The 21,436-nt window shown below is 52.4% G+C and carries 18 protein-coding genes; 9 read left to right on the top strand and 9 right to left on the bottom strand.

All coding sequences use genetic code 11. From position 1 onward, the window contains the following. Positions 1 to 41: 41 nt before the first annotated feature. On the bottom strand, positions 42 to 1,487 hold the full coding sequence (locus tag B3Z23_RS09795) for an MFS transporter (RefSeq protein WP_294907471.1): 1,446 nt from the start codon (positions 1,485 to 1,487) through the stop codon (positions 42 to 44). 107 nt (positions 1,488 to 1,594) lie between these two features. Here B3Z23_RS09795 and B3Z23_RS09800 point away from each other — a divergent pair, with 107 nt between their 5' ends. Beyond that, a complete protein-coding gene (locus B3Z23_RS09800) occupies positions 1,595 to 2,482 on the top strand; it encodes a helix-turn-helix transcriptional regulator (protein ID WP_294907474.1) in 888 nt (295 codons plus the stop codon). A gap of 110 nt (positions 2,483 to 2,592) precedes the next feature. Here B3Z23_RS09800 and B3Z23_RS09805 read toward each other — a convergent pair whose 3' ends face one another. The 3 genes from B3Z23_RS09805 to cbpA are packed head-to-tail and all read right to left on the bottom strand — an operon-like array spanning position 2,593 to position 4,796. Further along, entirely contained in the window at positions 2,593 to 3,492 is a 900-nt protein-coding gene (locus B3Z23_RS09805) for a hypothetical protein (protein WP_294907477.1), read from the bottom strand. A 60-nt stretch (positions 3,493 to 3,552) separates the two neighbouring features. After that, a complete protein-coding gene (gene cbpM, locus B3Z23_RS09810; RefSeq protein WP_294907479.1) occupies positions 3,553 to 3,864 on the bottom strand; it encodes a chaperone modulator CbpM in 312 nt (103 codons plus the stop codon). Next, positions 3,864 to 4,796 carry a curved DNA-binding protein gene (gene cbpA, locus B3Z23_RS09815; RefSeq protein ID WP_294907482.1) on the bottom strand — a complete coding sequence of 311 codons (933 nt, stop codon included), beginning with the start codon at positions 4,794 to 4,796 and terminating at the stop codon, positions 3,864 to 3,866. Before cbpA ends, cbpM begins: the two co-directional genes overlap by 1 nt. A gap of 584 nt (positions 4,797 to 5,380) precedes the next feature. Here cbpA and B3Z23_RS09820 point away from each other — a divergent pair. The 3 genes from B3Z23_RS09820 (at position 5,381) to gss (ending at position 10,181) form a co-directional block, all read left to right on the top strand. Further along, entirely contained in the window at positions 5,381 to 6,316 is a 936-nt protein-coding gene (locus B3Z23_RS09820; RefSeq protein WP_294907485.1) for an AEC family transporter, read from the top strand. Between the two features lie 48 nt (positions 6,317 to 6,364). Next, positions 6,365 to 8,029: an acetolactate synthase large subunit gene (locus B3Z23_RS09825; RefSeq protein WP_294907488.1), complete on the top strand. Its 1,665-nt coding sequence runs from the start codon at positions 6,365 to 6,367 to the stop codon at positions 8,027 to 8,029. Between the two features lie 274 nt (positions 8,030 to 8,303). Next, a complete protein-coding gene (gss, locus tag B3Z23_RS09830) occupies positions 8,304 to 10,181 on the top strand; it encodes a bifunctional glutathionylspermidine amidase/synthase (RefSeq protein WP_294907490.1) in 1,878 nt (625 codons plus the stop codon). Positions 10,182 to 10,229: 48 nt separating this feature from the next. Here gss and B3Z23_RS09835 read toward each other — a convergent pair whose 3' ends face one another. After that, positions 10,230 to 11,105: a LysR family transcriptional regulator gene (locus tag B3Z23_RS09835; protein ID WP_294907493.1), complete on the bottom strand. Its 876-nt coding sequence runs from the start codon at positions 11,103 to 11,105 to the stop codon at positions 10,230 to 10,232. A 105-nt stretch (positions 11,106 to 11,210) separates the two neighbouring features. On the opposite strand from B3Z23_RS09835, the gene budA reads away from it, so the two are divergent. From budA to B3Z23_RS09850, 3 genes are all read left to right on the top strand, one after another. Next, positions 11,211 to 11,993, top strand: coding sequence for an acetolactate decarboxylase (budA, locus tag B3Z23_RS09840; RefSeq protein ID WP_294907496.1), 783 nt, complete (start codon positions 11,211 to 11,213; stop codon positions 11,991 to 11,993). 32 nt (positions 11,994 to 12,025) lie between these two features. After that, positions 12,026 to 13,702, top strand: coding sequence for an acetolactate synthase AlsS (gene alsS / locus B3Z23_RS09845; protein WP_294907499.1), 1,677 nt, complete (start codon positions 12,026 to 12,028; stop codon positions 13,700 to 13,702). A gap of 187 nt (positions 13,703 to 13,889) precedes the next feature. Further along, positions 13,890 to 14,060, top strand: coding sequence for a hypothetical protein (locus B3Z23_RS09850; RefSeq protein ID WP_294907502.1), 171 nt, complete (start codon positions 13,890 to 13,892; stop codon positions 14,058 to 14,060). 2 nt (positions 14,061 to 14,062) lie between these two features. On the opposite strand, the gene B3Z23_RS09855 is transcribed toward B3Z23_RS09850, so the two are convergent. Further along, entirely contained in the window at positions 14,063 to 15,844 is a 1,782-nt protein-coding gene (locus B3Z23_RS09855; RefSeq protein ID WP_294907505.1) for an SgrR family transcriptional regulator, read from the bottom strand. A 154-nt stretch (positions 15,845 to 15,998) separates the two neighbouring features. On the opposite strand from B3Z23_RS09855, the gene B3Z23_RS09860 reads away from it, so the two are divergent. Then, complete coding sequence (locus B3Z23_RS09860; RefSeq protein ID WP_294907508.1) at positions 15,999 to 16,817, top strand: shikimate 5-dehydrogenase; 819 nt, start codon at positions 15,999 to 16,001, stop codon at positions 16,815 to 16,817. Positions 16,818 to 16,895: 78 nt separating this feature from the next. Continuing rightward, positions 16,896 to 18,275 carry a fructose-specific PTS transporter subunit EIIC gene (locus tag B3Z23_RS09865; protein WP_294907511.1) on the top strand — a complete coding sequence of 460 codons (1,380 nt, stop codon included), beginning with the start codon at positions 16,896 to 16,898 and terminating at the stop codon, positions 18,273 to 18,275. A 37-nt stretch (positions 18,276 to 18,312) separates the two neighbouring features. Here the strand turns inward: B3Z23_RS09865 and eco are convergent, their stop codons facing one another. The 3 genes from eco to B3Z23_RS09880 all read right to left on the bottom strand — a co-directional run bounded on the left by eco (position 18,313) and on the right by B3Z23_RS09880 (position 21,422). Further along, on the bottom strand, positions 18,313 to 18,804 hold the full coding sequence (gene eco, locus B3Z23_RS09870) for a serine protease inhibitor ecotin (RefSeq protein ID WP_294907512.1): 492 nt from the start codon (positions 18,802 to 18,804) through the stop codon (positions 18,313 to 18,315). Positions 18,805 to 18,867: 63 nt separating this feature from the next. Next, entirely contained in the window at positions 18,868 to 21,177 is a 2,310-nt protein-coding gene (gene feoB, locus B3Z23_RS09875) for a Fe(2+) transporter permease subunit FeoB (RefSeq protein WP_294907514.1), read from the bottom strand. Further along, complete coding sequence (locus B3Z23_RS09880) at positions 21,174 to 21,422, bottom strand: FeoA domain-containing protein (RefSeq protein ID WP_294907517.1); 249 nt, start codon at positions 21,420 to 21,422, stop codon at positions 21,174 to 21,176. The genes feoB and B3Z23_RS09880 overlap by 4 nt, the downstream gene beginning before the upstream one ends. Positions 21,423 to 21,436 lie beyond the last annotated feature (14 nt).

The following is a 21,436-nucleotide window of genomic DNA, read 5'->3' on the forward strand; positions in this document are numbered from 1 at the left end:
ACCTCCCGCCTGGTGAGCGGGAGGAGAATTCCTTATTCAGGCTAGTCTGCTGGTACAACCACCGCCTCAGGGACATGTTCTGTTTCATGCAACAGTTTGCGGTGATACACCGTAGCGGCTGCCAGCAGAAACATCATTAGCATTTCAGCCACCAGAAAGCCCGACATCGCCTGAGCATAATTACCATGACTGGAATGGTGAAGATGCAGATAAATAGCCCCGGCAGCTGCCGGGCCCAGCCCCAGCATCGCCTGCTGCAGTGTACTCAGGATAGCACTGCCCGCCCCCGCATCACTGGTTTGGATTTCCCGCATCCCGATACGATAGAAGCTGTTCACAATAATCGCCTGACCACAGCCCATCAACAGTGTTCCGGGGGCAATATCGATACCACTCAGGGAATTACCGCACCAGTGTAATGTGGCAATCAGCACCAGAATCGCGACCACCTGAACGGTAATTCCTCCTAACAAGACCGGGACGATAGAGTGACGGCGGATCAGTTTCGGCGCCACTAAGGCGGCCAGGAAATAGGAAATCCCCAGCATAATAAAACTGTTACCCGACTGCATAGGGCCCAGGCCTGAGCCGGCCTGCAGTGTCAGTGCCATACAGAACATGAACCCTGACCAGCAGGTAAAAAACAGTAATGCAATCAACAAGGCAAAACGAACCGTTGGCAGTTTCAGTAACCGCGGGGGTAATAACGGCTGTTGTCCGCGAAGTTGTTGCCTGACTGCTCCCTGGCGCATCAACAGAGCCAGCGGCAGCGTCACCAGCAGTGCCAACTGCATTTGCCAGGGCCAGTGCAGTGAAGGGCCCAGCGCCAGCGGGAATAATAAACAACACAGGATTACCGCAAGAATACTACTGCCCTGCCAGTCGATACGCGATGGCTTTTCATTGCGTGTCTCCGGGATATAACGATGACTGAACAACAATACCAGCAGGCAGATGGGAACATTAATAAAAAAGGCGTTTCTCCAGCCCAGACCGGCAAAATCGGCAGACACCAGCCAGCCTCCCCCCACCTGACCAATGATAAAGGCAATCCCGCCAATGCCACTGTAAAGACTAATGGCCCTGGCATGGGCTGCCCCCTTCAGGGTGACATGCAGTGTCGCCAGTATCTGCGGGAGTATCAGTGCCGCGCCAATTCCCTGCAGGGTCCGTGACAGTAGCAGCAAATGTACATTGCCGGCCAGTCCACAGAACAGTGATGCCAGCCCAAACAGCAGTACTCCGCCGGTCAATACACGGCGTCGTCCGTAGTTATCTCCCAGTTTGCTGCCAACTGCCAGACATACCGCAAATGCCACTCCGTACAATGCAACAATCAGTTCAAGATCTGTCGCTGTGGTGGACAGCGAACGGGTGATTGAATCCAGCGCGACATTCGTAATCGAGGTATCAATCATCGGTAACATTTGTGCGATAAGCAGTAAGGTAAGCCCTGCTCTGCCTGGAGATACAGGTGAAATGCTCATAAGTGCTCCGTTGCTTTATTTATTTTCTGACCGTAGTATTTATGATTATTTAACAGGGTACCAGTGCCTGTTTATACTGGTATTGGCACTACTATGCAGGACTCTCTATGACTCTGATTACCACTCCATCGGATATAAGAACGCCTCCCAAAAGCAGCCGCCAGTTACTCGCCAGTTTTCTGAGAACCCGCAGAGAAAGCCTGGACCCACAGCGGCTGGGCCTGCCACGCAGCGGGCGCCGTCGTACCCCGGGCCTACGGCGTGAAGAGGTGGCGATGCTGGCGGATGTCGGGGTGACCTGGTACACCTGGCTGGAACAGGGACGGGAGATGAGACCCTCTGCTGCCGTGCTGGCCTCGGTCAGCGAGGCATTGCAGTGTACCCCGGCAGAAACCCGACATCTGTTTATTCTGGCAGGCTTACCGGTACCTGAAACACCGGCACAGGGGGGTTGCCAGCAGGCAGGTCCGGCTTCACAACGGCTGTTACGTTCGCTGATGCCAAACCCGGCCGCCATGCAAAAACCTAATTTCGATATCCTGGGCTATAACCGCAGTTTCTGTCAGCTGATGGGGGTACCGCTGGACGATATTGATCCGGAAGATCGAAACTGTCTGTATCTGTTTCTGACCGATCCTCGCTGGCGTAGTCGCTTTAGTGCAGACGATGAGCAGATGCTGTCATTCTTTGTCTCATATTACCGCGCGGGCATGGCGGAACACGGCAGCGACCCGCGCTGGCAGATATTACTTGAACGTTTTTTTTCGGTATCAGCCTGCTTTCAACGTTTATGGTATCAAAACTACGAAATTCGCAGCATTGAAAACCACATCAAACAATTTATGCATCCGGTACTGGGCCCGATTACCTTACAGCAAATGAACTGGTTTTCTGCACCAAGGGACGGCTCTCGCCTGTTGGTCTATCTGCCCACGGATGAAGCAGGTGAAGCCCAGCTTCAGGCTCTGACCGAAGTCCCTGCGGAAGCGCTGTAATTTTCTGCACTCACCGGGAATAATCAGACATGGAAAGTTGAGTCGGCAATATCCCTCAGAAACAGCGGCTCCGGGAGAAAATCATAACAACAGGGAGATAAATTTCCGGATCAGCCATAGGTAATGCCCGTCAGCGGACCCAGTTTGAAGATACACCGTAATGGACCGCCCCGGGTCAGAGAGTATTCCCAGACATTGCCTCCGAGATCAGTCAGCCACATTCTGCCAGTTTTGGGATCACTGACCAGAGCAATTCCCTCTTCCAGTCCGCGTGCCAGAATCTGATGATCAGTGAAACAGCCATCCACCATCCGGGCACTGTTCAGTGAATTTCCGCCCTTCGCAGCATCACCACGGTCGGTCCAGTACATCACTCCTGCCTCAGCATCAAATTCCAGATCAATTGGCTCTGGAAGGTCCGCCATGACCACTTCAATGTCCGGACGTTTATCTGCTTCTGCCCCCTGCGGTAGTGTCAGCCCTGCCCGTAGAATCCTGCCCTGACCGCCCTTAGACGGGCCTTTTTGTGTCCAGTAAATATGGCCACGCTGATGGTCAATCGCGAGCCCGACACAATGGCGGGTATAATCACCGCACTGTGCCGGGAACAGACCCGCCTGCACCAGTACCGTAATTTCACTGCCATCTTCTCTGGCCCGGAATACCCGCATCCCTTCACGGTCACACCAGTAGAGCCAGTGGTTTTCGGCATCATGTACCAGCTGTTTGCCGGTGACAAACAGCCCGTTCCCCACCAGTAATCGCCGGTCTGTTCCTTCGATGGTCATGGATTCCAGACGACCATCAGCCTGGAAAAACTCCAGCGAATCCGGGCTGATTTCGGCCCCCATAAAACTGACATACAATTTATTTGCGGCCCGGTCGAGAGCGATACCGTCCGGATGAGTGTTCAGACCGTCCACCAGAGTACGCAACTCACCGTTATCCGGGTCCAGCTCCAGGATTTTTCCTTCCGGCTGCACCTGCAATACATACAATTTTTTGCTCATTAAAGGTTCCAGTTGGCTATTGTGAGCCAACCCCAAATTGCGGGGTTGAGTAATGCCTTATTACTGCTCAGCCATAAACCGCAGTAAGCGCTGGTTAAGCTGACGATTTTCGCTGTTCAGCCGGTCAATTTCGTTAAGCAATGACAATGCTACCGCGATACCTGGCCAGTCCAGCTCCAGCTCCCGGCGTAACCGCTGCGCGCGCAGGCAGACAGCCAGTGCATCCTCATCAAACAACCACTCCTGAGCCCGGGGTTGCTGGTCAACAGGCTCCAGTACTCCCAGACCGATAATCTCAGTGAGTTCGGTGACCGAAACCCCGGTATGAAGACAGAATTCGGTGACCGTAAAACGGATATTCACAGTTGCCATTATTTTTTCCCCCAACCCTGGCGCGGATCATAGCCGGTTTCGGCCTCCGCCAGTTTTTGCCACAACTCATGGCTGGCCGAATCGCCCGCCGGTGGCACCACTATCCTGATGATGGCGTACAGGTCTCCCTGGTGTATTTTACCCGCCAATCCTTTGCCTTTCACCCGCAGGCGCTGTCCGGCCTGTGTCCCTGCCGGAATTGTCAGTAAAATGCTGTCCTGCAGAGTAGGAAGTTGAACCTTAGTGCCCAGTACAGCTTCCCAGGGGGCAAGAGGCAGCACAACTTCCAGGTCATTTCCCACCACATCGAACAACGGATGCGGAGCAATACGAATCACCAGGTAAAGATCGCCGGCAGAGCCACCCTCGGATCCCGGGACACCCTGACCTTTAAGACGGATACGTTCACCGTCCCCGACACCGGCCGGGATTTTCACATTCAGGGTTTTCGGAATTTCCTGCACGACCTGACCAAACAGGTTATAGACCGGCAAGCTGTAACGAACGGTACGGGTTTCACCCTGTTGGGCTTCTTCCAGGAATACCGCGACCTCGGTCTCTATATCCTGACCCCGCCGCGGCCGGGGCTGATGGTTTTGCTGTCTCTGCTGGCCAAACACCGAATTAAAGAAATCTGAAAAATCGGCATGCTCACCGGCATCACCGGCGCTGTAAGACTCTCCGGAAGACTGGTGCGAATTGAATCGGGGATCATTGCGGTGTTGCCAGAGCGTGTCATATTCTTCGCGGCGCTGCTCATCTTTCAGCACCTCATAAGCTTCGGCAATCTCTTTGAACTGTGCTTCTGCATCTTTTTCGCTACTCACATCCGGATGGTATTTGCGTGCCAGACGGCGATAGGCAGTTTTAATCGCCTTCAGGTCTGCGTCACGTTCAACCCCCAGGATGGCGTAATAATCCTTTAATTCCATAGTATTATCGTCCGGTCAGTGATCAGAAAATACGGGATTTGAAGCAGTATCATTACTATCTACTGTAAATATAGCCCCCGGCAAACCGATTTGCAGCATTGAATTTCTTAGCGGGCAAAGCGTTGTCAGTCACAGAGTGTCTGTTCGAAGGTAAATTTAGCTCTGAATAAATCATAAATATAATTTATTCTGAAAAAATGAAATAGCGTGATTTTCAGCCGGCAAATATCGAGTAACAAAAAATCGGAGGTGGGTCTGACTCAGGGACAATCCCAGCTCATCTGAATCATCACGAGGCTGACTGGTGAAATAAACCTGTCAAACAACCCACCTTGTCACATCACAAAATACCAATTACAAACAGATAGTTAATCACAATATCGTGACAAAAATAATTTATCGGATTCCGGCTCAGTGTCTCAGGAACAACTTACAATAATCTGTAACCAGAAGACATATTATTCCCTTTATCGCTTTTGGCCCCCTTATACCCCTATATACATCATGGTTAATTATGGCTACTGTATATTTCACCTTTAGTCCTGGTCTGCATACCAGTGATTTCACCTGAGATAACAGGAGAAATGGTGATTACGTTAATTATTGCGGCACTGCTACCCATTGTTGTCACATTGTTATTGGGGTTTCTGGCCGGCTGGCACCACGATTTTGATTCCAGTCAGGGGACAATACTTAACCGGATGGTGATGCTGTACGCTCTGCCACTGACACTATTCGCCGGAATGATGGGGCTGTCCCGATCGGTACTACTTTCTCAGGGCACCATCGCGCTGATACTAATGACAGGAATGATCGGCGGTTATCTGCTGGTTTTTGTGCTGGTACACTACCTTTTCCGGCAACCTTCAGGTCTTGCCGCTCTGCTGGCACTGGCGATAGCCGGTCCCGCAGTACCTTTTGTCGGTGTACCAGTGATGGGACATTTGTATGGCACTATCAGCACTCTGCCCATCGCTTTATGCAGTATTATTATGAACCTGTTTCAGGTCCCGGTGACCTTATTAATCCTTTCCGCAGGCGCTCCGGACAGGAAAGGGGCAGGATTTATGCAGCACATTCTGCATACTTTAAAAGAGCCGGTGGTTTGGGCCCCACTACTGGCCTTAATCTTATTACTGCTTAATCTGCATATCCCCGAACAAATCCGCAGTGCATTACAACTGCTTGGTGGTACTACCGGCGGTGTTGCGCTGTTTGCGTCAGGAATTATCCTCTACTCCTACCATGTCGTCATTAATCGTACTGTGGTTCTGGCCGTACTCGCCAAAAATATTCTGCTGCCTCTGGCGATCCTGGCGTTGGCTGTCTGGCTGCATACAGACCGACAGACGCTGCATTTATCTGTGGTCAGTATGGCTATTCCGACAGCGTCGGTGTGCGTCATCCTGGCGGTTCAGTACAACACCGCAGAACAGGAAATAGCCTCGATTCTGTTCTTCAGCACCTTATTTTCCATCATCACTATGGGCGGATTGCTGTACTACCTTGGGGGTAACTAATATCCGCTGCCTGATGTTAACTGAAAACCGTAGTTTGGGAGAAAATGTATGACTCATCAGACGAGAAACGTTGCAGAATTTTTGGTTTCCTGCCTTGAAGCTGAAGGTGTGGAATATGTGTTTGGTATTCCGGGTGAGGAAAATATCAAATTTGTCAGGGCGATTACGGCCTCAGACAAAATACGTTTTATACTGGTCCGCCACGAGCAGGCAGCGTCATTTATGGCCGATATTTATGGCCGTCTGACCGGTAAGGCCGGAGTCTGTACCGCCACGCTCGGGCCTGGTGCAATCAACCTGCTACTTGGTACCGCGGACGCACAGACGGATTCCAGTCCACTGGTCGCCATTTCAGCCCAGGTGGGATTAAACCGTATTTATAAAGAATCTCACCAGATTGTTGATCTGACGGCGATGTTCAGACCGGTGACTCAGTGGGCAGAGACGATTTTCACCCCACAATCCAGTGCAGAAATGGTCCGTAAAGCCTTTCGCATCGCTCAGCAGGAACGGCCCGGAGCAACCTATCTTGCCGTGCCTCAGGATGTGGAAGCGATGCCGGTTCCGGATGATTTACACCCCTTATTGCCGGTCAAATCTCATCTTTCTGCTCCGGACAGTCAGGCCATTAGCGCGGCAGCAGCAATGCTACGTGACAGCCATTTTCCTGTTATCCTTGCCGGTCATGGTGTCGCTCGTCAGAACGCATCAGTGGCGTTAAATCAGTTCGTTGAACAGTTTCAGATCCCAACCGCCACTACATTTATGGGCAAAGGGGTGATCAGTGATCGCAGTACACACTCCCTGGGAGTGATGGGTTTCATGCGCCACGATTATGAAAATTTTGCCTTCGACCAGGCGGATGTCATTCTGGCAGTGGGTTATGAATTGCAGGAATTTGCTCCGGAGAGAATGAATCCCGGAGGAGATAAGCGGATCATTCATATCAACAGCTTTTTGCCGGATACCGACAGCCACTATTCGACAGAAGTCAGCGTTATTGCCGATATATCGATGAGTCTGCAGGCACTGTCTGAAGCCCTCGGCAGTTCACCACTTCATCAGCAACCCGCTGAGACCAAAATTCGTCAGCTACGTCTTGAAGAACTGGAGAATGGTCGCCAGGACAATAGTTTTCCTCTTAAGCCTCAACGTATTGTTGCTGATATGCGCGCCGCCATGGGGGATGATGATATTGTGCTGGCAGATACCGGAGCAATTAAAATGTGGGTATCGCGCTTATATCCTGCCTGGAAACCGCTGACCTGCCTGACCTCTAACGGATTATCGACTATGGCTTTCTCCCTGCCTGGTGCGCTGGCCGCCCGACTGGCCTTTCCTGAGCGTAAGGTATTAGCAGTCATGGGTGACGGTAGTTTTATGATGAATTCTCAGGAGATTGAAACAGCCGTTCGTGAAAAAATCCCACTGGTAGTCCTGATCTGGGTCGACGGCAGTTACGGACTGATTAAGTGGAAAATGGATATCGAAGAAGGTGCACATGATTCTGTGGACTTCGGTAACCCCGACTTTGTGAAATATGCAGAAAGTTTCGGCGCCACGGGACGTCTGATTAGCCATGCTGCAGAGTTGTTACCTACGCTGAATCAGGCACTGGAAGACGATGGCGTCACGGTGATCGCCTGCCCGGTCGATTACAGGGAAAATATGGCGCTGGTGAGTAAACTGGGAGAGCTGACCATAGCATTGTAATTGACCCTTAACAGATGTTCCGGCGGCCCGGGGTAGCAGCTGTCAGCTAAATTCATAACTGGTGACACTGTCACTTTATAGTTCAATACCCACCGGCACCAACATCCCGATAAAATGGTGCTATGATATTGTCACCCGCCTCATCTGCTGAACCCTCTGTTCAGTATCCTGCTCCGGGCCAATGTTGCACGTAGCGGCCAGCAAGCCGCTGCGTGCCACTGTCAGTAACAAGCAGCCTTCGGGCTGTTTTTCTGTATGGCATAAGGCAAAAAGTATGACTGTGGATCTCACTAATCAACATGCACCCTTTGGTACTCTGCTGGGATATGCTCCCGGGGGTGTGGCTATTTATTCGTCCGATTATGATTCGCTGGATAGCGAAGAATACCCCGACGATACCTCGATGCGCAGCTATCTGGGCAGCGAATTTATGGGTTATAAGTGGCAGTGTGTGGAGTTTGCCCGGCGTTTTCTTTATCTCAACTACGGCATGGTATTTACCGATGTCAGAATGGCCTATGAAATCTTTTCTTTGCGCTTTCTTCGCCAGGTTATCAACGACGAAATTCTGCCCCTGCAGGCGTACGCCAACGGCAGCCAGCGCCCACCGGTCTCCGGTGCCTTGTTAATCTGGCAACAGGGGGGAGAATTTGCCGAAACCGGGCATGTCGCCGTGATTACCCGGGTATTTGCTGACCGGGTTCAAATTGTTGAACAAAACGTCATTCACAGCCCGCTACCTGCCGGTCAGCAATGGACGCGCGAACTGGAACTGCGCCGTGAAGGTAATGGTTTTTATCTCCGGGATACTTTCACTGACACCGAAATTCTTGGCTGGATGGTTCAGACCTGCGACAGCAATGACAGCCTGCCCCGCCCGCAAACCGAGGCTGCATTACTCGACATTCACGCATCACAGGCCAGTCAGCAGGGCCAGTTTTCCGGCCCGTGGCTGGATGAAAATGATCCGGTGCAACATGCTTATGTCATCGCAAACCATGGTCACGTGATCAATGCCGATCCGTACCAGTACTTTTCTATTTCCCGCAGTGCTGAGCAGGAACTGATCAGCGCCACCAATGAACTTCATCTGATGTATCTGCATGCTACTGATAAGGTGCTGCGTGATGACGCATTACTCAGGTTATTTGATATTCCTGAAATCCTCTGGCCCCGCCTGCGTTTATCCTGGCAGCGACGTCGACATCATATGATTACCGGTCGGCTGGATTTTTGCCTCGACCATCGGGGGTTAAAAGTTTACGAATACAATGCGGATTCCGCCTCCTGTCATACCGAAGCGGGCGTTATCCTTGGACACTGGGCCCGTCAGGCCGGAGTGACTGAGGGTAAAGATCCCTGCCGTCGACTGGTAGAAAACCTGTCCGCCGCCTGGAAAAATAGTGATGCCTTGCCGTTTGTCCACATCCTGCAGGATAACGATGTCGAGGAAAACTACCATGCTCTGTTGATGCAACAGGCACTGCGTGAAGGGGGATTCGGGAGTAAGATTTTACATGGCCTGAGCGAACTGCACTGGAGTGAAACCGGTCGTCTGATTGATTCTGAAGAGCGCGAAGTTAATTGTGTCTGGAAAACCTGGGCATGGGAAACGGTTCTGGAGCAGTTACGTCAGGAGAGTGAAGCTGACAGCGCCGCTGCCTTGCCGATCCGCACCGGCGAAGCAGACGAGGTACGACTGATGGATGTGCTGTTACGTCCTGAAGTGATGGTGTTCGAACCACTATGGACTGTCATTCCGGGCAATAAGGCAATTCTGCCTGTTCTCTGGTCACTGTTCCCGCATCATCAGTATCTGCTGGATACCGATTTTACCGTAAATGATGAGCTTAAACAGACTGGTTATGCGATTAAACCGGTCGGCGGACGGTGCGGAAATAATATCGGGCTGGTCAGTCACCAGCAGCAGTTACTGGATGAAACTGCCGGTAAATTTGCCCACCAGACCAATATTTACCAGCAATTATGGTGTCTGCCCAATGTCGCCGGACGTTATATTCAGGTCTGTACCTTTACGGTCGGCGGCCATTATGGTGGCGCCTGCCTGCGCTCCGACCCGACTCTGGTGATTAAAAAAGAGAGCGATATTGAACCCTTGAGAATCGTGAAAGACCGCGATTTCAGAGGCTGATGAATCGGGGCTGGCGGTGTGATCCTGCGCCACCAGCCTCTGTCACCACTACAGCAATGCCAGAAAATGCTCCCCTGCCTTACTCAGATTATGTCGTCGCCAGGCCAGTGCGACCTGGGCGGTAAGCGGCGCCCCCTGAATCGGCAGATAACGGACATTTGCCTGATCGATTTTACCCAGCGAAGCCGGTACGACCGTGTACCCAAACCCCGTTGCCACCATGCTGATGGCCGAGGTTGTCTGTGGAGCCTGGGCCACGGTGGGTGGATTAAAGCCGGAACGGGTACAGGCGCTGATCACCGAGTCATAGAGACCCGGGGAAATTTCGCGGGGAAAGATAATCAGTGTTTCGTCCGCCAGTTCTGCCAACGTTGAGAGTTCGGCTTTACCCGCCAGCGGATGGTTGGCCGGTAAAGCGACCACCATCTGTTCGGTATCCATCACCCGGAACTCAAGTTCATGGCTGCGGGCACAGGGTAAGCGGATAAATGCCAGATCGATACTACCTTTCAGCAGTTCATTCACCAGAGCGGCCATATGCAACTCCCCCGGATGCAGGTTAATCATCGGGTAGTGTTCACGGAAACTGTGCAACAGGGAAAATACCTGCGGGTTCAGAGCGGTGGAGGAGGCGAACCCGATGCGTAGTGAGCCACTCAGTCCCCGGCCAACACTGCGGGCTTTTTCAAAGGCCGCATCAGACATTTTCAGTATTTTAATAGCATCTTCATATAGTACCTGCCCTGCCGGGGTCAGTTCCACTGTGCGGGTCTGTCGGCGCAAGAGCGGGCAGCCTAGTTCATGCTCCAGCCGCTGAATCTGCTGGCTTAGCGGGGGTTGCGATATTCCCAGAGCCTCTGCAGCACGGGTAAAATTCCCCGCTTCGGCAACGGCGACAAAATAGCGTAAATGGCGCAATTCCATATCAAAAACGTCTTAAAGTGGACACCCCATCATATTGGTATTGTCGCAGGCTTCCTGTCAACCTGTAGTCCTCAAGGTGATAAACGATATTTACAGGAAACCATCATGGAAACAGCCAGTTGCGGTTGTACATGTCTTAGTGACATTACCCGGGCCGCCCTGAAGCTACAGCATCAGCGTGGTGAAAATGTTATCTACCAGGCGTCATTGATGAGTGCATTACTGAGCGGTGTTTATGAAGGAGAAACGACCATCCGTCAGTTACTGGACCACGGTGATTTTGGTCTGGGCACCTTTAATCATCTCGACGGAGAAATGATCGCCTTTAACAGTAATGTTTTCCAGCTACGCAGTGACGGCACTGCCCGCCCTGCCCGGGCTGAACAGAAAACCCCCTTTGCGGTAATGACTTTCTTCAACCCGACCCACGAATACACCATCACAACACCCCATACCCGACAGCAGATTCATCAGATAATTGATGAGACTATTGCCAGTAAAAACCTGTTTTGCGCTCTGCGCATCGACGGCCATTTCGATAAAGCCGACACCCGTACCGTCCCGAAACAACAGCGCCCGTATAAACCGATGATGCAGGCCGTAGAAGAACAACCCGTGTTCCATTTTGAACATCAGGACGGTGTACTGGTGGGCTTTCTGACCCCTGACTATATGCAGGGCATCAATGTGGCTGGCTATCACGAGCATTTTATTAACCAGCAACGCAGTAGCGGCGGGCATTTACTTGACTATGTCATCGGTGAAGGGCGTCTCACATTTGGAACTATCGAAAAGCTGGTGATCGATTTCCCTGCCGACAACGATTTCCGTCATGCCGACCTTAATCCCGATGACCTGAGTGCTGCTATTCAGTCAGTCGAAGGTTAATCCAGCCACACTGGCACAGTAAGGAGCCTATTTTGCAGAACTCAAATAAAACAACAGAGTGGAAATGTGGCGCAGATTTAGTGGTCGCCCAGTTAGAGCAGCAACAGGTTAACTATGTGTTTGGGATTCCGGGTGCGAAAATCGACCGGGTGTTTGACTCACTGGAAGACTCCCCCATTATCACGGTGCCTGTCCGGCTGGAAGCCAATGCCGGATTTATGGCCGGGGCGATTGGTCGTCTGACCGGTAAAGCCGGAGTCGCGCTGGTCACCTCCGGTCCGGGCTGTTCCAATCTGATCACCAGCGCAGCCACGGCGAACTCAGAAGGCGACCCGTTTGTGGCTATCGGTGGTGCTGTCAGCCGGATGGACCACCTGAAGCAGGTGCACCAGACGATGGATACCGTCTCCATGTTCCGGCCGGTCACTAAATACGCGGCAGAGGTCACATCGTCATCGGCGATTGCTGAAGTGTTAGCCAATGGTTTCCGTGCCGCTGAGTTTGGCCGTCCCGGGGCCGCCTTTATCAGCCTGCCGATGGATATTATCAATGAACCTGCCAGCGGACAGGTGCTGCCGGCACGGTTACCCACCGCCGGCAGTGCACCGCGTAAAGCTATTGCTGAGGTAGCTGAGCTGATACGTCATGCCAAAGATCCCGTGCTGTTACTGGGACTGATGGCCAGTCAGCCGAAAAATGCAGATGCCGTCCGCCGCTTGCTGAATAACAGTGAAATTCCCGTGACCAGCACTTATCAGGCAGCCGGGGTGATTGATCAGAACCATTTTTCACGTTTTGCCGGCCGTGTCGGTCTGTTTAATAATCAGGCCGGTGATCAGTTACTGCGTAATGCAGATTTGATCATTACCGTCGGCTATAGCCCGGTAGAATATGAACCGGCTAAATGGAATGCTGGTACAGCAAAACTTGTCCATATTGATGTTCTGCCCGCCGAAAGTGACAGCCATTATACACCGGATAGCGAACTGGTCGGTGATATCGCGGAAACTCTGGATTTACTGACCGAACAGGTAAACCAGCGTTATGTGCTGAGCAGTGGCGCTACCAGAATTTTGCAGGAGCGCCAACAGCAGCGTGAACTGCTGGCACAAAAAGGTCACAGCCTGCAGCAGTTCGCTATTCACCCATTACGGCTGGTCCGGGCTATGCAGGATATTGTGAATAATGATGTAACACTGTGCGTAGATATGGGAAGCTTTCATATCTGGATTGCCCGTTATCTGTACAGTTTCCGTGCCCGCCAGTTGTTAATTTCTAACGGTCAACAAACCATGGGTGTTGCCCTGCCCTGGGCCATTGGCGCAGCGCTGGTCGATCCTGGTCGCAAGGTTGTCTCAGTTTCCGGTGACGGTGGTTTTATGCAGTCGAGTATGGAACTGGAAACGGCCGTCAGGCTGGGAGGCAACATTCTGCATATTATCTGGGTGGATAACTGCTACAACATGGTGGCGATTCAGGAAGATAAGAAATATGCACGGACCTCAGGAGTTGATTTCGGGCCTATCGACTTCAAGGCTTATGCCGAGGCTTTTGGTGCCAAAGGATTTGCGGTGACCTCCTCTGATACTCTGGAGAGCACCTTGCGTGCCGCGATGGATGTGCAGGGACCCGCCGTGGTGGCCATTCCTGTAGATTACAGTGCCAATTCCTTGCTGATGAGCCAACTGGATATTGCTCAAATGTTTTAAGCCGGACATGTCAGCGGGAAGGCCAGTGCTTACCCGCTGTTTTCCCTTCTAAAGCTTATTTTTAGGATTACTCTGAAACGGGTTGTTACCCGGGTTAGCCAATCAAAACACATTACTGGACGAAAAATCCTCTGCTTCAGCTACACTGAACTATGCAGTTTAATCATAACGTTACCGGAGGTTTCAGATGATAGCCGGATTTGTCGCTTTGATGCTTGCTCACTCCCGGGTGATGCCGGTTTCTGTCGCATTGTACTCTACTGAGTCCCGTTGCCAGGCTGCGATCAGCCATCGACAGAAGAAATATCCCAAAAATCTGCTGTTTTGCGGAGAAGTCATGCGCACCAGCTATCTGTAATGCTACTGCTCCGGCGGAGCCATCCAGGCCCGGGTAAAGTCAAACCATCCAAGGTTGTTCAGGTGGATCCCCTGAGCCTGGCCGGGGCTTTTCAGGCGCATCCAGTGATGAAATAGCGGCTGTAACCAGCCATCACGCAGCACTTCACGAGAGAGTTGTTTGCCACTCAGTGACTGGTCACGCCAGCCCTGTTGCCAGGCAGTGAACTGCTGCATGTCGCCACCGGAGATTGAGTGTTTCAGTAACGGCATACCGAGCAGCCACGTGCCGACATTCCAGCTTTCCGGCACCGCAAAATTCACCGTTCCAAGCCACAGATCGGCTTCAGCTTCACCACGCGCCCACTGTTCATAATCCAGTTCAAGCAGTCGCAGCGTAATATTTTGCTGTTGCAATATATACTGCATTTCGCAGGCCAGCATAGTGAATTCCGGATGTTGCCGGTGAAATGCCAGCGTCACAATAGCTTCACTGGCTGGCTGACTAAGTCGTGGCGGGGGTTGTGCCGGACCTTCATCCATCGTGTGTAACCAGTCCGGCAGAAGACTGCCGGCGGGAACCCAGAACGGGCGGATCGGCGCGATAAAACGCTGGATCAATGCATACGGATTTAGCTGCTCACGGATCCAGCGCCGGTGAGTCATGTGCTGCCAGTAAGGGGAACGGCTGTCACACAGCAGAAAGTACCCCCCTTTCTCCAAAAACATCTCCCCTGAAACGTCTGCAGGGGTTCCACTCAGTCCAGCGGCCATACCTGAGGTATATTCAATATCGCTCAGACTGGAACTGAGCCAGGCAGCGGGTGTAGTCGCAGGCGAAGTTGCAGGCAGTCCGTCTGCAGGCGCTTCGCCGATGTTGCCGGATAACGGCCAGACAATAACCTCAATTTCGTCCAGTAATCCACGATACCCGAAATAATCATCAAAGGCCTGCATCTTTAAATGCCATTGGTCATTTTCTGCGACCAGATAAGGACCGGTCCCTACCGGTTGTGAGGCAAAATCCCGCCGATCCGCATAATCAGACGGCAGGATTAATGCAGCAATATCGCTCAGTAACAGAGGCAACTGAAGGTCCGGCTGACTGAGTTCAATCCTGACCGTCAGATTTCCCTGGGCGGTGACCCGCCTGATATGGGAAAAGAGTGGCAATGCGGCGCTGCGGGTTAACGATACCACCACATCCTGGCTGTTCAGCTCTTTTCCGTCATGAAACCGTACAGCAGGACGTAAATGGAACGACCAGTGGAGTTCATCCTGCTGTGACCAAAAATGTGCCAGGTCTGGCTGCGCACTTCCGGTATGCGGATCCACCCGTGTCAGACCACTGAAAATTTGTTTAACCAGATGCGCTTCAGAACGGCGTAACGGAGTCCCCGGGAAAAGATTGGGCATGGTCCGGTAATAAGGGATACGCAGAGACTGGTGATCCTGGCGGACGTTGTAACCGAGCTTTTTCCTGAGCAAGGAAGCGACCAGCGGTTGTTCATGATCCAACAACTGCACAGCACTGCCGATGTCGCCGCCATCCAGCAACTGTTCCGCTTTTGACAGTAGCAACTGCTGTTCGCTGCTGCGCAGAGTCAGTAGTGAATGGTGTCCCCGCCCGGCGGAGGGCTGCCATTCCAGCCACCCTGCGTCCTGCATCCGTAGCAATAAGCCCCGCATATGGCGTTTACTACAACACAGTTGGTCTGCAAGGCTGCCGAGCGTCAGGGTCGCCTGACGGGACGGAAATAATTTCAGCAAACGGCGGTAATGTTGTTCAAGTCGTGTTTCAGACATAAAAGCGGAACTCCTCTGGCAAAAAGTCAGCCGTTTTTAACTTCCTCTTTTTAGTTCATTATGCAACTCACAGCAAGCTTTAAACGAGTTGAATCGCGATTGCCGTTATACCACCACCCGCTGTTGCGATCACCGACCGCACAAGGAGTCCATCATGACCCGTCATCTGAATAAAGACACCACTATTTGTATGTCACTGGCCGCACGTCCCAGTAACTTTGGTACCCGTTTCCACAATTTCCTCTACGACGCACTGGATCTGGATTATCTGTATAAAGCATTTACCACTAAAGATCTGCCGGCAGCGATCGGCGGGGTCCGCGCATTAGGGATTCGTGGCTGCGCAATTTCGATGCCATTTAAAGAACAGTGCATCCCGTTGGTGGACGAACTGGATATCTCCGCATCATCGATTCACTCGGTAAATACCATCGTTAATACCGACGGGTATCTGAAAGCCTATAACACTGATTACATGGCGATTGCTGCCCTTCTGAAGCAGTACCAGGTCGACAACCAGTTAGGCTTTGTATTACTTGGCAGTGGTGGTATGGCTAAAGCAATCGCCTGTGCTCTGAAGGACGCCGGATTCCGCAACGGGCGAATTATCAGCCGCAATACAGAGAGTGCAGAGCAACTGGCAGAGTTCTGTGGTTTTCAGACCGCCACAGAACCAGAGTCTCTGCAACCACAATTGTTGATTAATGCCACACCGGTCGGGATGGCGGGCGGTAGCGAAGAGCATGCCCTGGCCTTTAGTGAAGACAAGATTCGTGCAGCAGAGATCATTTTTGATGTGGTCGCTCTGCCGGAAACCACCCCGCTGATTAACTGTGCCCGCGAACTGAATAAAACGGTGATCACCGGCTCAGAAGTATTTGCTATTCAGGCGGTAGAACAATTCGCATTGTACACCGGCATCCGCCCGTCGGATGAATTGTTTCAGCAGGCAGCCGCGTACTCCAGACAATGAACTGACGAGCTCTGTTCCCTGCAACCTACAGGCACCTGTTTTATCAATAACAATTAACGTAATGAAAAGGTGTATCCTATGAACCAACGCATCGTAGCTGTCACCGCATGCCCTACCGGTGTCGCACATACCTTTATGGCCGCAGAAGCTCTGAAAACTGCGGCGGATAAACTCGGTTTTCCCATCCATGTCGAAACACGGGGCTCCGTGGGGGCACGTAATACGCTAAGTGACGAGGATATCCGGCAGGCAGATGTTGTGATTATTGCTGCCGATATTGAGCTGGACCTCGCCCGGTTTAACGGGAAACGGCTGTACCGGACCAGTACCAGCATGGCACTGAAAAAACCGGAACAGACGCTGACCGATGCCTGTAACTCCGCCACTGTCTACGGCAGTAAAGTCGCCGCCGGTTCATCCGCCACGAAGACCGAATTACCCTCAGTTTATAAACATTTAATGACCGGCGTGTCGCATATGTTACCGCTGGTGGTGGCCGGAGGCTTGTGTATTGCTCTGTCTTTCGTGTTTGGTATCCAGGCTTTCAAAGAGCCAGGAACCCTGGCCGCTGCGTTAATGGAAATTGGCGGTAAAGCCGCTTTTGCCCTGATGGTGCCAGTTTTAGCCGGTTATATCTCTTATTCGATTGCAGACCGCCCGGGTCTGGCGCCGGGATTGATCGGCGGTATGCTGGCTGCATCAGGGGGCGCAGGATTTTTAGGCGGAATAGTGGCAGGTTTCCTTGCCGGGTATACCGCACGCTGGCTGGCACAGAAAATTAGTCTGCCCTCATCAATGGAAGCCCTGAAGCCGGTGCTGGTGATCCCGTTGCTGGCAACACTGGTCACCGGCCTGGTCATGATCTTCGTAGTTGGCGGCCCGGTGGCGCGGGTCATGGATGGTCTGACACATTTCCTTTCCAGTATGACCACCGCCAACGCGGTACTGCTTGGCGTGTTGCTGGGTGCCATGCAGTGCTTTGACCTGGGCGGGCCGGTCAATAAAGCAGCTTACACCTTTGGGGTCGGTTTACTGGCATCACAGTCTTACGGTCCAATGGCGGCAATTATGGCGGCAGGAATGGTGCCAGCTCTGGGGATGGGTATTGCCTGCTGGCTGGCAAAATCTAAATTCAGTAGCCAGGAACTGCAGGCAGGTAAAGCATCATTTGTGTTGGGGTTGTGTTTTATTTCGGAAGGAGCCATACCCTTCGCGGCACGTGACCCGATGCGGGTAATTCCTTCTACCATGACCGGTGGAGCACTGGCAGGCGGATTATCCATGTATTTTGGCTGTACCCTGATGGCACCTCATGGCGGTCTGTTTGTACTGGCAATTCCACATGCTGTCGGTCACGTTGGAATGTACCTGCTGGCGATTATTATCGGCAGCCTGGTCACCGGCGGAATGTACGCCATTCTGAAACCCGGACTGGCGCTCAGTCCGGCGAAATCCTGAGTCCGGAGGCACCGGAGTCGTTCCGGTGCCATCTGGTTTAGCGAACCTGTGACGGAACAATCTGCGGATTTGCCTGCCAGACCCGATATCCGACCTCAATATCTTTCGGAGCATACACCACCAGCGGCAATTTACTGTTATAGCGGATTAACTGCTGTGACGCGGCCGGCAGTGTCACCAGGGTGTTTTTTTTCTGGCTGTCGGTACAGGCCATACGGGTTGAAATTACTTCCGGCTGTACGGTGACAGTATAGTAGCTGTAACCCCAGCCTTTTGCGGTTTCCTCAGTAAGCCTGCCCGCCAACCGGTAACGATTACAGTCTGTCTCCATATTACGCCCAATCACCAGTTCTACCCGATGCTGAGGCTCATTATTGAGTGGTGGCAATATCATCACATATCGTTGCATTCCTTCCGATGCCGGCGGATAAGGTTTTAGCTGCGCATCGGTTATCTCTGGCGCCGCCAGTGACACAGTGCTGGCCATAGTGGCAGACAGCAGAATTAAAGTGGCAGATACTTTGTTCATCAATATTCCCGGGCTAAGTGGTAACAAAAAACTGCCGAACATGACGGCAGATACGGAAAATAATCAGTGACAGGTCGACCCAGATTCACATCCACGACAATGACTGGCCGGCATCTGAGTTTTCAGCAAAGATGGCCGACAACGTGATAACCCCCCAATTAGCAACAGGTTGTACAACAGCACCGTGCCAATAATCAGTGTCGCCTTTATCGGCTGTTGGCTAAAACTACAAAGTTGCCAGCCGAGTGTCGCCACCGACCAGGCGATACTAAGCCCCCATAACACCGAGAACCACATCCAGCGCCGCTGACTTTCGCGGCTGATGGCGCCCATAACCGATGCGCAGGGTACATACAGCAAGACAAACAGCAGATAACAAAATGCGCCACTACTGCCGGCAAATTTTTGCTGCATCAGTACGGCAGCCCCACTGTCTGCCTCCGCATCTCCCTGACTGGCCAGCAACGGATTAGCCAGAGTTCCGGCACTCAACGTCGATGACAGGCTATCCAGAGTTTCCTGCCAGCCGTCACGCAGTTCAGCAAGAGGATCAAATTGCTGCGGGTTAAAATCTTTCTGTTCAGAAGTATAGAGCGTATTCAGGGTACCAATCACAACCTCTTTCGCCATCGCACCGCTAATCAGCCCGACAGTCGCCTGCCAGTTATCGGGCTTGACCCCCATCGGCCCCAGTAATGGCGTCAGAAAACGACCCACCGTCTGTAATGCAGGGGGCTTGCCTGGCCCTGCCAGCTCGCCATGCAGGGTGAAATTATTCAGACCGCTCAACAACAGACTAAACAGCACGATAACTCTGCCCGCCCGCCAGACAAATTGCCGTAACCGTTGCCAGCTTTGCTGTAACAGGCCTTTAAAGTGAGGCAAATGATAGAGTGGAAGTTCCATGATAAAGGGCCGGGATTCGCCCCTCAGCAAGGTATATTTCAGCAATAATCCAGTCAGTAACGCCACCACTATGCCTGTCAGATACAATAAAAATACTGCCAGCGCGCCCTGCTGTTTAAAAAACAGTGAGGAAAACACCGCAAAAATGGCCAGTCTGGCACCACATGACATAAAGGGTGCCATAAGCATAGTCATCAGCCTTTCCCGCGGAGAATCCAGGGTGCGCGTGCCAGTCACCGCCGGGACATTGCAGCCAAATCCGGTAATCAGAGGGACAAAGGCTTTCCCCGGCAGGCCCAGCCACTGCATCAGCCTGTCCATTACAAAGGCGGCCCGGGCCATATAGCCACTGTCTTCCATAAAGGTCATCAGAAAATACATAATGCCTATTTGCGGTACCAGTGGCAGAACTGTATTAATCCCGCCCCCCAGTCCATAGGCTATAAACTCAGTCAGTGGTTCCGGGAATGGCATAAACTGCCCGAGCCATAATATTCCGTGGATAAAGAGTGTTACCGTTCCCTGATCGATCACAGGCTGTAATGCCCCACCCACATTAATTGCCAGGAAGAACATCAGATACATCATCAACAGAAACAGAGGCATCCCCAGGATGCGATCCATGGCTATCCGGTCAAGAATTTGCGTCAGACGATGCGGTTTGGCCTGCTGTTGTGCTATCACCTGTTCGGCGATCCTCTGCCCTGCCTGCTGACGCATCGTCGCCAGTTGCAATGCCACGGCTTCACTCTTCGACGGGGCGGGAAATCCCTGTTCCCCTACAAGATCGTTCAGGCAGTGACGGGCGACGATATCCCCTTCCAGAATTTGCATCGCCAGCCAGTCACGCAGCGGTGGCTGAAACTCCGGCTTAATTTCTGCGGCCAGCTGAGCTACCCACTCCTGAATCTCATCAGGCACCGGCAATAGATCTGCAGGTAAGGGTTGCACCGCTCCGCGTTGCAGATGGTCAATTGCAGACTTAAGCTGCGCCGTCCCCTGACTGCGGGTAGAAATCATGGGGATCACCGGGCAGCCGAGTAACTGTGACAGTAACCGTGTATCCGGTATTATGGAACGTTGCCCGGCAACATCCATCATATTTAGCACTATGATGCAGGGAATACCGGTAGCCCGTAGCTGTAATGTCAGCCAAAGATCCCGCTGCAAAGAGCTGGCATCTGTCACATTGATCAGCACATCCGCCTGCTGGCCGGCAATAAACTGTGTGGTGATTTGTTCATCCACCGCAGCTTCTGTCGCACTCATAGTCAGCGAGTAAAGGCCGGGTAAATCCACCAAATGGACCAGTGCATTTGCCGTGACAAAAAAGCCCTCTTTACGTTCTACCGTGACCCCTGCCCAGTTGCCAACACGCTGGCTGGAACCGGTCAGTTGATTAAACAGGGTAGTTTTACCGGTATTTGGATTACCCACCAGCCCGATAGTCAAGGGTTCCCGGATCATGGTTTACCGCCCCCGGAATCCCCGGCACAGGGTTCCAGCATCAGTAAGCGTAAATCACTTTGCCGCAGCATCAGCGTCAGGCTGTCAGTATGTATCTCAAGAGGATCGCCCAACGGCGCTATCCGCCCAGCACGGAATCGGGTTCCCGGCAACAGGCCCAGAGATAGCAGCTTTTGCCGGAAAGCCGGTGGTATTTGCGGATCAAAAGCACAGATAAGATAGCGCTGTCCGGGAAGTACAGGCATAGAAACAGTCCTTA

Origin of the sequence: Tatumella sp. UBA2305, from assembly GCF_002345795.1 — a bacterium.
Classification (GTDB): domain Bacteria; phylum Pseudomonadota; class Gammaproteobacteria; order Enterobacterales; family Enterobacteriaceae; genus Tatumella; species Tatumella morbirosei.

What these genes read in the sequence shown, in the direction of transcription:
- B3Z23_RS09820 (WP_294907485.1), top strand. Translation starts at nt 5,381, where the DNA reads ATGGTGATTACGTTAATTATTGCGGCACTGCTACCCATTGTTGTCACA.
- feoB (WP_294907514.1), bottom strand. Translation starts at nt 21,177, where the DNA reads ATGATCCGGGAACCCTTGACTATCGGGCTGGTGGGTAATCCAAATACC.
- B3Z23_RS09835 (WP_294907493.1), bottom strand. Translation starts at nt 11,105, where the DNA reads ATGGAATTGCGCCATTTACGCTATTTTGTCGCCGTTGCCGAAGCGGGG.
- B3Z23_RS09795 (WP_294907471.1), bottom strand. Translation starts at nt 1,487, where the DNA reads ATGAGCATTTCACCTGTATCTCCAGGCAGAGCAGGGCTTACCTTACTG.
- B3Z23_RS09855 (WP_294907505.1), bottom strand. Translation starts at nt 15,844, where the DNA reads ATGTCTGAAACACGACTTGAACAACATTACCGCCGTTTGCTGAAATTA.
- budA (WP_294907496.1), top strand. Translation starts at nt 11,211, where the DNA reads ATGGAAACAGCCAGTTGCGGTTGTACATGTCTTAGTGACATTACCCGG.
- B3Z23_RS09850 (WP_294907502.1), top strand. Translation starts at nt 13,890, where the DNA reads ATGATAGCCGGATTTGTCGCTTTGATGCTTGCTCACTCCCGGGTGATG.
- eco (WP_294907512.1), bottom strand. Translation starts at nt 18,804, where the DNA reads ATGAACAAAGTATCTGCCACTTTAATTCTGCTGTCTGCCACTATGGCC.
- gss (WP_294907490.1), top strand. Translation starts at nt 8,304, where the DNA reads ATGACTGTGGATCTCACTAATCAACATGCACCCTTTGGTACTCTGCTG.
- cbpM (WP_294907479.1), bottom strand. Translation starts at nt 3,864, where the DNA reads ATGGCAACTGTGAATATCCGTTTTACGGTCACCGAATTCTGTCTTCAT.
- B3Z23_RS09860 (WP_294907508.1), top strand. Translation starts at nt 15,999, where the DNA reads ATGACCCGTCATCTGAATAAAGACACCACTATTTGTATGTCACTGGCC.
- B3Z23_RS09825 (WP_294907488.1), top strand. Translation starts at nt 6,365, where the DNA reads ATGACTCATCAGACGAGAAACGTTGCAGAATTTTTGGTTTCCTGCCTT.
- B3Z23_RS09880 (WP_294907517.1), bottom strand. Translation starts at nt 21,422, where the DNA reads ATGCCTGTACTTCCCGGACAGCGCTATCTTATCTGTGCTTTTGATCCG.
- cbpA (WP_294907482.1), bottom strand. Translation starts at nt 4,796, where the DNA reads ATGGAATTAAAGGATTATTACGCCATCCTGGGGGTTGAACGTGACGCA.
- B3Z23_RS09805 (WP_294907477.1), bottom strand. Translation starts at nt 3,492, where the DNA reads ATGAGCAAAAAATTGTATGTATTGCAGGTGCAGCCGGAAGGAAAAATC.
- B3Z23_RS09865 (WP_294907511.1), top strand. Translation starts at nt 16,896, where the DNA reads ATGAACCAACGCATCGTAGCTGTCACCGCATGCCCTACCGGTGTCGCA.
- B3Z23_RS09800 (WP_294907474.1), top strand. Translation starts at nt 1,595, where the DNA reads ATGACTCTGATTACCACTCCATCGGATATAAGAACGCCTCCCAAAAGC.